The sequence below is a fragment of the Citrobacter sp. Cpo221 genome (genome assembly GCF_030332345.1).
Classification (GTDB): Bacteria; Pseudomonadota; Gammaproteobacteria; order Enterobacterales; family Enterobacteriaceae; genus Citrobacter; species Citrobacter portucalensis.
The window spans coordinates 80,601-93,387 of sequence record NZ_JAOWIA010000027.1; the positions used below are offsets into that span (position 1 = coordinate 80,601).

14 protein-coding genes and 1 tRNA gene are annotated in these 12,787 nt (G+C 49.1%); 6 read left to right on the forward strand and 9 right to left on the reverse strand.

What is annotated here, in order from left to right:
• Positions 1-15: 15 nt before the first annotated feature.
• Complete coding sequence (locus tag OGY72_RS01140; RefSeq protein ID WP_286546228.1) at positions 16-564, reverse strand: fimbrial protein; 549 nt, start codon at positions 562-564, stop codon at positions 16-18.
• Between the two features lie 69 nt (positions 565-633).
• Complete coding sequence (locus OGY72_RS01145; protein ID WP_149385247.1) at positions 634-1,182, reverse strand: fimbrial protein; 549 nt, start codon at positions 1,180-1,182, stop codon at positions 634-636.
• 750 nt (positions 1,183-1,932) lie between these two features.
• Here OGY72_RS01145 and OGY72_RS01150 point away from each other — a divergent pair.
• Together OGY72_RS01150 and OGY72_RS01155 are read left to right on the forward strand one after the other, a co-directional pair.
• Complete coding sequence (locus OGY72_RS01150) at positions 1,933-2,616, forward strand: winged helix-turn-helix domain-containing protein (protein WP_223240930.1); 684 nt, start codon at positions 1,933-1,935, stop codon at positions 2,614-2,616.
• Between the two features lies 1 nt (position 2,617).
• Complete coding sequence (locus tag OGY72_RS01155) at positions 2,618-3,136, forward strand: FidL-like protein (RefSeq protein WP_174785112.1); 519 nt, start codon at positions 2,618-2,620, stop codon at positions 3,134-3,136.
• A 157-nt stretch (positions 3,137-3,293) separates the two neighbouring features.
• On the opposite strand, the gene OGY72_RS01160 is transcribed toward OGY72_RS01155, so the two are convergent.
• Both OGY72_RS01160 and dnaQ read right to left on the reverse strand, forming a co-directional pair.
• A tRNA-Asp gene (locus OGY72_RS01160) sits at positions 3,294-3,370 on the reverse strand.
• 133 nt (positions 3,371-3,503) lie between these two features.
• Positions 3,504-4,232, reverse strand: coding sequence for a DNA polymerase III subunit epsilon (dnaQ, locus tag OGY72_RS01165; protein ID WP_095533177.1), 729 nt, complete (start codon positions 4,230-4,232; stop codon positions 3,504-3,506).
• Between the two features lie 64 nt (positions 4,233-4,296).
• On the opposite strand from dnaQ, the gene rnhA reads away from it, so the two are divergent.
• Positions 4,297-4,764, forward strand: a complete 468-nt coding sequence (rnhA, locus tag OGY72_RS01170) for a ribonuclease HI (RefSeq protein WP_063941989.1) — start codon at positions 4,297-4,299, stop codon at positions 4,762-4,764.
• Here rnhA and OGY72_RS01175 read toward each other — a convergent pair.
• The gene (locus tag OGY72_RS01175) at positions 4,761-5,483 is read right to left on the reverse strand and encodes a class I SAM-dependent methyltransferase (protein WP_126319174.1); all 723 of its coding nucleotides are present in this window, start codon (positions 5,481-5,483) and stop codon (positions 4,761-4,763) included. The two genes, rnhA and OGY72_RS01175, sit on opposite strands and share 4 nt — an antisense overlap.
• A gap of 33 nt (positions 5,484-5,516) precedes the next feature.
• Between OGY72_RS01175 and gloB the strand changes: the two genes are divergently transcribed.
• Both gloB and mltD read left to right on the forward strand, forming a co-directional pair.
• Positions 5,517-6,272: a hydroxyacylglutathione hydrolase gene (gloB, locus tag OGY72_RS01180; protein ID WP_286546240.1), complete on the forward strand. Its 756-nt coding sequence runs from the start codon at positions 5,517-5,519 to the stop codon at positions 6,270-6,272.
• Positions 6,273-6,343: 71 nt separating this feature from the next.
• On the forward strand, positions 6,344-7,702 hold the full coding sequence (gene mltD / locus OGY72_RS01185; RefSeq protein WP_032934340.1) for a murein transglycosylase D: 1,359 nt from the start codon (positions 6,344-6,346) through the stop codon (positions 7,700-7,702).
• A 49-nt stretch (positions 7,703-7,751) separates the two neighbouring features.
• Here the strand turns inward: mltD and OGY72_RS01190 are convergent, their stop codons facing one another.
• The 3 genes from OGY72_RS01190 to OGY72_RS01200 form a co-directional block, all read right to left on the reverse strand.
• Positions 7,752-8,522 carry a class I SAM-dependent methyltransferase gene (locus OGY72_RS01190; RefSeq protein ID WP_126319176.1) on the reverse strand — a complete coding sequence of 257 codons (771 nt, stop codon included), beginning with the start codon at positions 8,520-8,522 and terminating at the stop codon, positions 7,752-7,754.
• A gap of 76 nt (positions 8,523-8,598) precedes the next feature.
• A complete protein-coding gene (locus OGY72_RS01195) occupies positions 8,599-9,399 on the reverse strand; it encodes an endonuclease/exonuclease/phosphatase family protein (protein WP_286546246.1) in 801 nt (266 codons plus the stop codon).
• 131 nt (positions 9,400-9,530) lie between these two features.
• The gene (locus tag OGY72_RS01200) at positions 9,531-10,706 is read right to left on the reverse strand and encodes an MFS transporter (protein WP_003830796.1); all 1,176 of its coding nucleotides are present in this window, start codon (positions 10,704-10,706) and stop codon (positions 9,531-9,533) included.
• A 104-nt stretch (positions 10,707-10,810) separates the two neighbouring features.
• Here OGY72_RS01200 and yafC point away from each other — a divergent pair, with 104 nt between their 5' ends.
• The gene (gene yafC / locus OGY72_RS01205) at positions 10,811-11,725 is read left to right on the forward strand and encodes a DNA-binding transcriptional regulator YafC (RefSeq protein ID WP_003830795.1); all 915 of its coding nucleotides are present in this window, start codon (positions 10,811-10,813) and stop codon (positions 11,723-11,725) included.
• A 21-nt stretch (positions 11,726-11,746) separates the two neighbouring features.
• Here the strand turns inward: yafC and dkgB are convergent, their stop codons facing one another.
• A complete protein-coding gene (gene dkgB, locus OGY72_RS01210; RefSeq protein ID WP_148362420.1) occupies positions 11,747-12,550 on the reverse strand; it encodes a 2,5-didehydrogluconate reductase DkgB in 804 nt (267 codons plus the stop codon).
• Positions 12,551-12,787 lie beyond the last annotated feature (237 nt).

The window sequence follows — 12,787 nt, forward strand, 5'->3', positions numbered from 1 at the left end:
GAATTGCTGTGCAGCTCAGAGATAATTCACAACAAAATGCGTGACTGCAGTAAATTCACCAGACGTCATTCTTCCGTCGCGGGAGATCAAATAAGCCGTAAAATTGAGCGTGTTTCTCCCTGGGTTAAGCGCATAATCCGGTGATGGCTCACCCAAATGAATTTGCTTGCCTCTGCCGTCATATATTTCTATCGCTAAATTTTCAGTTTCCGATTGCACGCTCAGATAATCAGGATTGTCACTATCCGGTGCGCCGGAAAAGGTAATATTGGCGCGTTGGAACAGATTCCCGGGGTGTTGAGAATCTCCTAATGAACATCCCAGCAAATGAATGCTGAAATCATGCGCAGATACTTTTTCAGGTTTTCCGGAAATATCTCTGGCTGAGAGGTCATCAAATTCAACCAGCAGCGACCGGTCGTGTGGATCGACATAACAGGCAGCCTCAATAATATTTCCCCGCATGCGCATTTTGCCGGGCGTACTGACAAGACGATGGGTGTCAGCCAAAACCCATGCAGGCGATATGAAGATAAAAAGCAGTAAAATACGCCATCCAGGCATCACCGCATTTCCTTTCAGTTATTCGCAGGAAGGGTTAAGCAGGCGCATAATTGCGCCCGCAGCAGATCGTTACTGATAATCGATCTGGAAATTAACGGTAGATTCGAAGTCACCCGGGGTTACTGCTGCGGATGCGTTGTTGGCCTGCAGATAAGCAACGAAATCAATGTCGGTTTCGCCATCGGTAATGTTGACCTGAGATGCGGCTTCGCCCCATTTCACGTCCTGGTTACCACTGTCAATCATACCGATGCCCGCGCCCTTTGCTGTACCCGAGGTAAATGCAGCCAGCGCATTGTTTTCGGTATCAATCGTTGCCGGGGTGTAGGTTACTGTGGCGGTTTTCGCAACAGTTGTATCGCAGCCCTGCAGAACGATTTTGGCATGCTTAACACCAGCACGTTGGTTGTCTTTTAACTGAGAAGTTGGGATCTCACCAAAATTAACCTGCACCGGGCTGGATTCTGGGGCCAGACCGCATGCGGAATTAACCAGAGAACCAGTGAAGTGAATTTTACCGTTAGTCGGTTCAACATTTTTTGCAGCGAAAGCAGAAGATGCAGTAAAAGTCATTCCCGCCATCAGCGCACAAGCCACAGCCACGTTTTTCATTTTCATATTACTACTTAACCTTATATCTGTTTTTTGGTTATTCCGACGATCTATTTCCACAGACAATTTATGCAAGGGAAACCCTGATCTGCAGGTGGCGGAAGTGCATTTCCTTGCAAACAATCCATCTCAAGCCACCCCGTATTTTGAACTTCATTGGTATTCCATCAGAAATACCGTCCACAGTTGTTTACGCTGTTTCGGGGCTTATATTAAGTCGACGAAAAAATGACACAATGCAAAAATCCGGTATTAATCAAACTCAGGGAATCGTGTTGTAACACTGTCTGTAGAGCGATCGTTTACCTAAAAAATAGCCAAAAAACACGCCAATACAAGTGTTAATGTCTATCATTTATGGTTTTTATAGAGTTTTTATCTATCAACTATTTTTTTATTTAGCAAGAAGAACAGGCAAAATGTATTTATGAATGTTTTGTAAAAATGAAATTGGGCATCAAAATCGAGTAATGACAATAAGATAGTGAAAGAGAGGAAGGAGATTGGAGGATTCTATTAGATATATTAAGAGATTGTTATATAAATATTAATAAAGTGATCTATGGTACAATCATTTTTTATAAATGAATTATGTTATGCTATTGCTTCCCCCACTCGAATGCGAGATATCCTGCTTTAAAGGAGACATCAGTGATTTCTCATATACCAATAAACAAAATTAAATCCGTAATTATTGGTGATGGCTTAGTTTTCAGACCACATAAAAATACCCTAAAAGACCTGGCATCTGGTGAAATGGCCACATTGAATAATGTGGCAACACAATTACTGCTCTATCTGTTGCAAAATGGTAAAGAGATATCCTCGCGCGATGAAATTCTGCAAAATGTTTTCCAGCATAATGGCGCCAGAGCGACGGATGCTAATCTCAATCAGCACATTTCATTTCTGCGCAAAGCAATAACGTCTACGGGCCATCCTGCAGAACTGATCGTCACTATTCCGCGAATAGGATTTCGGATGAGCGACGCCAGTATCAATATTCAGCAACTGGAGGAATCGCAAGCGCCCACCAGAATAGTCAATGTTGCATTGACGCCCAGGGAAAAGAAACGAAACCTGTGGCCTGTCACGATAACAACGTTAATTACCGGCATCGCCGTGCTGGCGACAGCGTGGTTAACATGGATACCCAATGAAATCGCGATGACGGACGCGGCGATCCTGCGGACTATCGACTACGAGCAATGCCGTGTGCATATATTAGGAAACGCCCTCACCGACACCATAACCGAAAAAAAAGCGCTGGATATTTTCAAGTCCGTGGGTATTAACCCCAACTGTTCGTACCCAAAAGATCTGTATCTCAATACCTGGGCGAGCAACCATAATCTGGTTGAGTGGTCGTTTGCCGCTGAATGCGGGCTAAACCTCGGCTATTACCATTGCATCAGCCAGTATCGCCATCATGAGGAATGATATGAAGCAGGAAAGCGATCACTCTCCTTTACTATGGTCAGTCGTGATTGCCATTTTTGGGCTAGCGGCTATCGCTTTTTTTATTATCGCCGGGAATGCGAAAAAACAAGAAATCAGTTTTTCCTGCTCCTCGGAATTCACGTCGATACTCGACATCCAGAATACAAAAAAGGAACTCCACGGAATAATGCTGATAACCAGCTACAACTCCGGACACCTTTCATTGTCAGTCCAAGGGAAACTCAAAAGTGACGACGGCGAGTTCGCTGTTAATAGAAAACTGTTCTTTCGCTATGTCCGTCCACTCGGCCATACCGCAGGCGTTTTTATGCTCACTCCCGATGGTCGGGAAAAATCCCCCGATGATGATGCAACGGACGCTGTCGACTATCTCTTCTTCGACGCTTACGAACGTGCCGACAAGCTGTATATGCTAAAGCACCTGAATGAGGAAACGGTTCTTATTGGCGATAACTTTTCACCCCGCTTCGCCTGCGTGATGAATCACTTCGCGAGTTAATCGCCTTCTGGATATGCGTCGGGTTAAGGATGACCTGATGTGTTGCCCACCCGAAAGCTCGGGCGCGGTCGATAAAGCGTGATAATGAGATTATTATTTTTTGGCGGGCTAAAACGACGAAAGCCTGAATCATTTCTGATTCAGGCTTTCTGAATAGTGGCGGAATGGACGGGACTCGAACCCGCGACCCCCTGCGTGACAGGCAGGTATTCTAACCAACTGAACTACCACTCCGCGTTGTGTTCCGCTTGGGAACGAAGCGAATATTACGGATTGCCTCGCGCCTCGTCAACGCTTTTTCTCACGTTTTTAATCGTTTGCTGCAAAAATCACCCGAATGGCCATTTTCATACGGTAAACGTACAAACTATGCCCGCCAGAGGCAACTTCCGCCTTTCTTCTGCACCAGGTCAAGGCGTGACTCATGGGCCGCTAACTCTTCATCAGTGGCGAAAACAACGCGTAGTTTACTGGACTGTCGCACAATACGCTGGATCCCCGTGTCATTCTGCTGCTGGCTGTCGCCTTCCATTGAGAACGCCATCGTGGTCTGCCCGCCGGTCATCATCAGATAAACGTCGGCCAGAATCTGGGCATCGAGCAATGCGCCGTGCAGAGTTCGTTTACTGTTGTCTATCTCATAGCGCGAGCATAACGCATCAAGGCTGTTTCGCTTGCCAGGAAACATTTTCCTCGCCAGCGCCAGGCTATCGGTTATTTTGCAAAATTCATTCGTCTTTGGAATATCACGCTTGAGCTTCGCGAATTCGTAATCCATAAAGCCGATATCGAACGATGCGTTATGAATGACCAGCTCCGCGCCGCGAATGTAGTCGAGAAACTCGTCGGCTACATCGGCAAACGTAGGTTTATCGAGCAGGAATTCGTCTGCGATTCCGTGTACGCCGAACGCTTCCGGGTCCACCAGCCGGTCCGGCTTCAGGTAAACATGGAAGTTATTGCCGGTCAGGCGGCGGTTCACCACTTCAACCGCACCGATCTCAATGATCTTGTGGCCTTCATAGTGGGCGCCAATCTGGTTCATACCGGTAGTTTCGGTATCGAGGACGATCTGTCGTGTAATTCCAGTGCTCATAACGGTCATTTATGTCAGACTTATCGTTTGATTTCGATTTGCTAAAACAGGAAGTCTACCAGAGATGCTTAAACAGGTAGAAATTTTCACCGATGGTTCTTGCCTGGGAAATCCAGGGCCTGGTGGTTATGGGGCGATTTTACGCTATCGTGGGCGCGAAAAAACCTTTAGCGAGGGCTACAACCTCACCACTAATAATCGCATGGAGCTGATGGCGGCAATCGTTGCGCTGGAAGCCCTGAAAGAACAGTGTGAAGTGATACTCAGCACGGACAGCCAGTATGTGCGCCAGGGCATTACGCAGTGGATTCACAACTGGAAGAAGCGCGGCTGGAAAACAGCAGATAAAAAACCGGTAAAGAACGTCGATTTGTGGAAACGTCTCGATGCCGCGCTGGGGCCGCATCAAATCAAATGGGAATGGGTTAAAGGCCATGCGGGCCATCCGGAAAACGAACGCTGCGATGAGCTTGCGCGCACCGCGGCCATGAGCCCGACTCAGGATGATATTGGGTATCAGGCTGAGGCTTAAGCGTCCGGTTTACGGTATTGCCGGGTCGCGCCAACGGCATGACGGATAGGCGTTTTGCTTTTATTTTGTTTCATCGGGTTGAGCGTAAGCGGAATGGTTCGCTTGCGCGCAACCACCAGCTGTAAACAGCCCAGCGCGGGGATATGGGCGCTTAACATTTTCCCGCCCTTCTTGTTCCAGGGCAGAACATGAAAACGACTATAGTGCAGCACTTCAAAATTAAGTAATGATAGCCAGTCCAGTTGACGCATGAGGGTAAACATCCGACTGTTATAGGGCGATGTCTTGCGCAATACGGGTATCAGTTTACGCAATCCCATCAAGCTTACCGGGTTAAAGCCGCTCAGAATCAACCAGCCGTCATCAATCAACACGCGATCGGCTTCACGCAGTAGGCGATGCGGATCAGAGCACCACGGTAACGTATGGGCCAATAAACAGACATCCACGGACTTATCGGCAAAGGGAAGATGCAAAGGATCGGCCGTCACCTGCATGGGAGATCCCTGCAAAGAAACATTTACCTGATGAGAAACCGCGCACGCTTCAGAATCGATTTCTGCGCTTAAATTACCAACCTTAAGCAGATGAAAACCGTACATTTTTGCAAACCACGGGTTAAGCTGATGCTCCAGCGCCTCACGATAGTGTTCGCCCCAGGGCAAATCATCCCAGCTAACGGGCGCTACGACAGTTTGAGGGATCCTTGCCGGTTTCATCACAACCTTCCGTTACGCATTGAGAGGTAATATATGAATCTTAACAGTATTCCTGCATTTCAGGACAATTACATCTGGGTCCTGTCAAATAATGACCAGCATTGTCTGATTGTGGACCCGGGTGAGGCGGCTCCTGTTTTGAAAGCCATTGCAGAGCATAACTGGGTGCCGGAAGCCATCCTGCTAACCCACCATCATCAGGATCACGTGGGCGGTGTGAAAGAACTCCTGCAACATTTCCCACAAATAGTGGTATACGGACCGGCTGAAACGCAAGATAAGGGAACGACACACATAGTCGAAGATGGCGATATTGCACTCGTTTTGGGGCATGAATTTAGGGTAATTGCTACTCCGGGTCACACTTTAGGACATATCTGTTACTTTAGCCATCCTTACTTATTTTGTGGTGACACGCTCTTTTCTGGCGGTTGTGGTCGACTTTTCGAAGGTACAGCATCTCAAATGTATCAATCACTTAAAAAAATAAACGAACTTCCTGACGATACATTAATTTGTTGTGCACATGAGTACACATTAGCAAACATGAAGTTTGCCTTAAGCATTCTCCCGCACGATTCGTTCATAAATGAATATTATCGTAAAGTTAATGAGTTACGCGTAAAAAAACAAATGACACTACCCGTAATTCTGAAAAATGAGCGGCGAAATAATCTTTTTTTGAGAACGGAAGATATTGATTTAATTAATGAAATAAACAAAGAAACAATATTGCAACAACCTGAAGAGCGTTTTGCCTGGTTAAGGTCAAAGAAAGATACGTTCTGACAATTCCGGGTTGCCTTTTGAAAACTTCGCCGTTATGATCGGTCGTCTTTTAAGCAACTATTGACACACACATGAAGGCAAAAGCGATATTACTCGCCTCTGTCCTGCTTGTTGGGTGCCAGAATACTGGTAACGTCCAACAACACGCACAGAGCCTTTCTGCAGCTGGTCAAGGGGAAGCAGGAAAGTTTACAAGTCAGGCGCGATGGATGGACGACGGAACATCTATCGCTGCTGATCAAGATTTGTGGGCTTTCATTGGTGACGAGCTAAAGATGGGAATTCCGGAAAACAACCGGATTCGCGAACAGAAACAGAAGTATTTACGTAATAAGAGCTATCTCCACGATGTAACTTTACGGGCAGAGCCGTATATGTACTGGATAGCCGGGCAGGTTAAGAAACGTAACATGCCAATGGAACTGGTACTACTACCCATAGTGGAGAGCGCTTTTGATCCTCACGCAACGTCTGGCGCCAATGCCGCAGGTATTTGGCAGATCATTCCGAGCACGGGGCGCAATTATGGTTTAAAACAGACCCGCAATTATGATGCACGTCGCGACGTTGTGGCTTCCACCACCGCCGCACTGGACATGATGCAGCGTCTGAACAAGATGTTTGATGGCGACTGGCTGCTGACCGTTGCTGCTTATAATAGCGGTGAAGGTCGTGTCATGAAGGCAATCAAAACGAACAAAGCACGTGGAAAATCCACTGACTTCTGGTCGTTACCATTGCCTCAGGAAACAAAGCAGTATGTGCCCAAAATGCTGGCATTGAGCGATATACTCAAAAACAGCAAACGCTATGGCGTGCGTCTGCCAACAACAGACGAAAGCCGCGCGTTGGCACGTGTTCGCCTGAGTAGCCCGGTTGAGATGGCTCAGGTTGCCGATATGGCGGGTATTTCCGTCAGCAAGCTGAAGACTTTCAATGCAGGTGTGAAAGGCTCCACGTTGGGTGCCAGCGGCCCGCAATATGTGATGGTGCCAAAGAAGCATGCAGAGAAGCTGCGTGAATCTCTGGCTTCAGGCGAAATTGCAGCCGTGCAGTCAACGCTGGTCGCGGATAACACGCCGCTGAACAGTCGTAGCTACAAAGTTCGCTCTGGCGATACGCTTTCTGGCGTCGCTTCACGTCTTGGCGTGAGCACCAATGACCTTAAGCAGTGGAATAATCTGCGCGGGTCATCCCTGAAAGTGGGTCAAAACCTGACGGTGGGTGCGGGTACCAGCGCGCAGCGTCTGGCGAACAACAGCGATAGCATCACCTATCGTGTGCGTAAAGGCGACTCGTTGTCGAGCATTGCCAAACGTCACGGGGTTAACATCAAAGATGTCATGCGCTGGAACAGCGATACGGACAATCTACAGCCAGGCGATCAGCTCACGTTGTTTGTGAAAAACAACGGCATGCCGGATTCCTGATAGCATTGTAGAAATGAAGGCACTGGATTCCCCCCAGTGCCTTTTTTATTTATCCCGCTTTATGTGCCTCAACCATTATCGTGTCGCTGGTAAACGAGCCATCTTCCTGTAACGCAAAGTAGGCTTTCACGTCTGCAGAAGCACTTTGTTGGTATGCACGAATCGCGTCGCTCAACGCCGCGGGCGTGCGCATCCTCGCGACCCACGAACTGAACTCCAGTGGCAGGCGATCGGTTAACAAAGTATCTGCAATCAAATTGGCATCGTTGATTAACGACAGCCACTCTCCACTGGAATAGTTACGAACGTGCGAGGTATCGCGTAACGCCTCCACGGTTTGCAACCAGATATCACGTACTGGGTGGCCTGGCGACATCACATCCATCACAATCAATACACCACCGGGCTTCAGAACGCGGTTCACTTCCCGCAGCGCGCGTCCGACATCATGCCAGTGGTGCGCAGAATAGCGGCTAATTACCACGTCAAATTCGCTATCTTCAAATGGCAGACTTTCGGCATAACCCTGGCGTGTGGCGACATTCTCCAGGCCTCTGTCTTTTGCCGCCTCAGCGACCACCTCAAGCATCTGCGACGATAAATCATAAGCCACAACCTGCTTTACGTGTTGCGCGGCTACAAAGCTGGCATGCCCCGCTCCACATCCCATATCCAACACACGGGCCTGCGGAAATGCCGATAACCTTTCCCTCAGACGCTGCAAGTCACGGCCAGAGGCGTGCACCGCACTGGTTAAATAGGCATTAGCCTGAGAGCCAAACTGTTTTTCGACGTTGTCATGGTGAGAGCGTGTTGTCATTGTGTTGTCCTTCGGTTGTTGTGAAATAGGAAGGGCAACCATCACAGGCCTGCCCTACGGCAGACCTGACACACCGTTATTGTTCAGGTTTGCCGGGACTGAATTCAACGAGTAGCGGGTTGTGATCGGATGCACGGGTGACCAGCACAGAGGCTTCACTCACGTTCAGACCACGATAGAACACAAAATCGAGAGGGCGACCAAACGCGCGTCGGCGCTGATCGTCAGTAAAACGTACCTGGCGCAGCGACATTTCACGCGAAAAGCGGTATAGCGCATTCATCCGTCGACGGCTCCAGGCATTGAAATCGCCAGCCATAATAACCGGGCCGCTGTGATGAGCAATCTGATCGCCAATGGGAAGTAACTGCTTACTATAAACATCGACGCCGAGGCTAAAGTTAACCGCGTGGATATTCACCACCATTAATAATCGAGAGTCAGGCAGCGGATACACCGTTACCAGAGCCGATTTCGCCAGCCGTAAAATAGGCTCACGCTCGCGCAATGGACAACAGTAAACAGGATGAGCAGCAGAGAGCGTCATGACGCCAGAGGGATGCTGAGGCAGCACAAAGGCAGGAACCTGATCGGCAGCAAGATAGTTAGCGGTCGCAAACTGCACCAGTTCTGGCGTGGTTTGCGCTTCCTGTAATAATACCAGATGCGCATCTTTGCCAAAATTCTTCAGCACCGACTGCCATTCTGCGCGCTGCTGTTTAAAAATATTCCATACCAGCACGCGAATGCGGTCTTCACTGCTTAACGGAACGCCTGCGGGTAATGCCTGGCCAATATGCGCAAACGACCCCGGCGGTAAAATCCGCTCGGCGGGTTGTCCGGCAACATAACGCATGGCATAGGTGTTTTTTCGCACTTTAGACTTTCAAACCTCTGTAACGTCAACCAGTCCGCAGCCGGACTGGTTCTTCTGTTATAGGGATTTTAGCACTCACTTTCAACGAACAATTGCAGTTTGTTTTGTAAGTGGGCGCTTACATCAATGATTTACCCCAGAGCAACACGCACGGGTTTATCAAGACGACCGCTGACCCCCATCAGCAGGAAAGCTACCAGAACAATGAGGGCGCCAATCCACGGCGTCTGAGCTAAACCATAATGCTCGACCGTTTGCCCGCCAATCACTGACCCCAGTGCAATCCCAATGTTAAACGCCGCAATGTTTAACCCTGACGCCACATCTACAGCATTAGGCGTAAATTGCTCAGCTTTCTGTACCACGTAGACCTGCAATCCCGGTACGTTACCAAAGGCAAAGATCCCCATCACCAGAATGGTAGCCAGCGCGGCGTACTGAGTAGAGGCCGTCAGTTGGAAGACCATCAGCAGAACAAACAGCGCGGCGAAAATGAATTTCAACGCAGGAACCGCACCATGTTTATCCGCCAGCTTACCGCCCCAGATATTACCGATAGCCACTGAAACACCGTAACCCAATAAGATCCAGCTTACTGCTGCCGGGGAGAATCCCGCCAGATCCTGCATCATCGGTGCCAGGAAGGTGAATGCCGTGAATACACCGCCGTAGCCCAGTGCCGTAACGGCGTAAATCAGCAGCAGACGGGGATGAGTCAGCACCTTCACCTGGTCGCGAATGCTGGCGGCTGCACGACCGGGAATGTTGGCGGGGATCAACAACTGGCTACTGATCAGTGCAATCACGCCTAACATTGATACCGCGAGGAAAGTCTCACGCCAGCCAAAGTGCTGACCGATAAATGTTCCCAGCGGCACGCCGGTGACCAGCGCCACCGTTAAGCCACCAAACATAATGGCAATGGCGGAAGCCGCTTTCTCTTTTGGCACCAGACTTGTCGCGATGGTAGAACCAATCGAGAAGAATACGCCATGTGCCAGCCCAGTCAGCAGACGAGCAACAATGAGTGTCATATACCCGGGTGCCTGCCATGCGAGCAAATTCCCCGCTGTAAACAGAACCATCAGCGCAACCAGTAACTGTTTACGTGGAAGGCGTCCGGTCAGAGCGGTCAGTACCGGTGCGCCAATTGCCACCCCCAGCGCATAGATTGAAACCAGCATCCCAGCGGAAGGTAACGAGATCGCCAGCTGTTGAGCGATGGTTGGCACCAGGCCAACAATCACAAACTCAGTAGTGCCTATAGCGAAGGCACTTATTGTTAGTGCAAATAAAGCGAGAGGCATAAATAACTCCGTAACATCAGTAATCAGATGACACGCAGTATGCCAGGATGTTTTAATGACAAAAATATTCAAAATCTCAATATAATTTTGCGTCAGGTGCAAAAATGAAAGCAACCTCTGAAGAACTTGCGATTTTTGTGGCGGTAGTGGAAAGTGGCAGCTTTAGCCGGGCGGCAGAACAGCTTGGACAAGCCAATTCCGCGGTCAGCCGGGCAGTAAAAAAGCTGGAGATGAAACTGGGCGTCAGTTTGCTTAATCGCACGACCCGACAGCTAAGCCTGACCGAAGAAGGAGAGCGCTACTTCAGGCGGGTGCAGCAGATACTGCAAGAGATGGCTGCAGCAGAAACGGAAATCATGGAGTCGCGTAATACTCCGCGCGGCCTGCTGCGCATCGACGCAGCAACACCGGTGATGTTGCATTTCCTGATGCCGCTAATCAAGCCGTTCCGGGAGCGGTATCCCGAGATGACGCTGTCTCTCGTCTCCTCAGAAACGTTCATCAATCTTATTGAACGAAAAGTGGATGTTGCTATACGAGCGGGTACACTGACTGACTCGAGTCTACGTGCGCGTCCGTTATTTACCAGCTATCGTAAGATTATTGCCTCACCGGACTACATTGCCCGTTTTGGCAAGCCAGAGAGCGTCGAGGAGTTAAACCAGCATCTGTGTCTGGGGTTTTCCGAACCGGTTTCACTCAATACCTGGCCGATTGCCTGTATCGACGGACAGCTGCATGAGGTCGAGTGCGGAATTTCTTCCAACAGTGGAGAAACGCTAAAACAGCTTTGCCTGAATGGCAACGGCATCGCATGTCTTTCAGATTATATGATAGATAAAGAGATCGCGCGGGGTGAACTGGTGGAGTTATTGGCAGATAAACGTCTGCCGGTAGAGATGCCTTTTAGCGCAGTTTATTACAGCGATCGTGCCGTCAGTACGCGCATTCGGGCATTTATCGACTTTTTAAGTGAATATATAAGAACAGCTCCCGAAGGAGCTGTGAAAGAGGGTTAAAGGGTACAGAGGGTCAGGCAATTAATCCCAATCAGGGGCCAGGCCTTCCGGGCTGACCAGACGATCGTTGCAGTCCAGTGCCGCGATCGCTTTTTTATCTTCGGCATCCAGATGCAGTTCCAACGCCAGCAGGTTGCTTGCCAGGTTTTCACGTTTGGTAGAAGAAGGAATTACGGAGTAACCTTCCCCCATTGCCCATGCCAGAATAACCTGCGCCGGGGTCGCGTTATGTTTAGCGGCAATGTGCGCAATCACTCCATCTTTCAGCGCTTTACCGTAAGCCAGCGTCATGTAAGAGGTGATGTGGATACCGTGTGCTTTCGCCCAGTCAACCACCTTACGGCTCTGCAGATACGGAGACAGCTCAATCTGATTGGTCGCAATGTTCTCTGCACCTACTGCGGCAATGGCTTTTTCCATCAGCGGAATGGTGAAGTTTGAGATACCAATTTCGCGAGTCAGCCCCTGCTGTTTTGCTTCGAGCAGCGCCTGCATGAATTCCTCAACAGATACCGCATCACCTGGAGATGGCCAGTGGATCAGCGTCAGATCGACATAATCTGTACGCAGCTTCTTCAGGCTTTCTTTCAGACTTGGGATCAGTTTTTCTTTGCTGAGATTTTCAATCCAAATCTTGGTGGTGATATACAGCTCGTTACGCGGTACGCCGCTTTCGGCAATCGCCTGACCAACAGCCGCTTCATTATCATAGATTTGCGCAGTGTCGACAGCACGGTAGCCTAGCTCAAGCGCCGTTTTAACAGAAGCGATAACCACGTCGTCTTTCAGGCGGAAAGTACCTAAACCGAATGCAGGGATAGTCATAGAATTCCTCTTTTTAATCACTATGTTCGTTAACTGAGAGGATTATGAGCTTCAGCTCTTTATAGAAAAAGAGTGAAAAATGCAGAGGATTTTTGCGGATTCAGCAATAATTAAATTGCAGACAAAGAAAAAGCCCTGAGCGTTAGCTCAGGGCTCTTAATAAGTGGCGGAACGGACGGGACTCGAACCCGCGACCCCCTGCGTGACAGGCAGGTATTCTAACCAACTGAACTACCG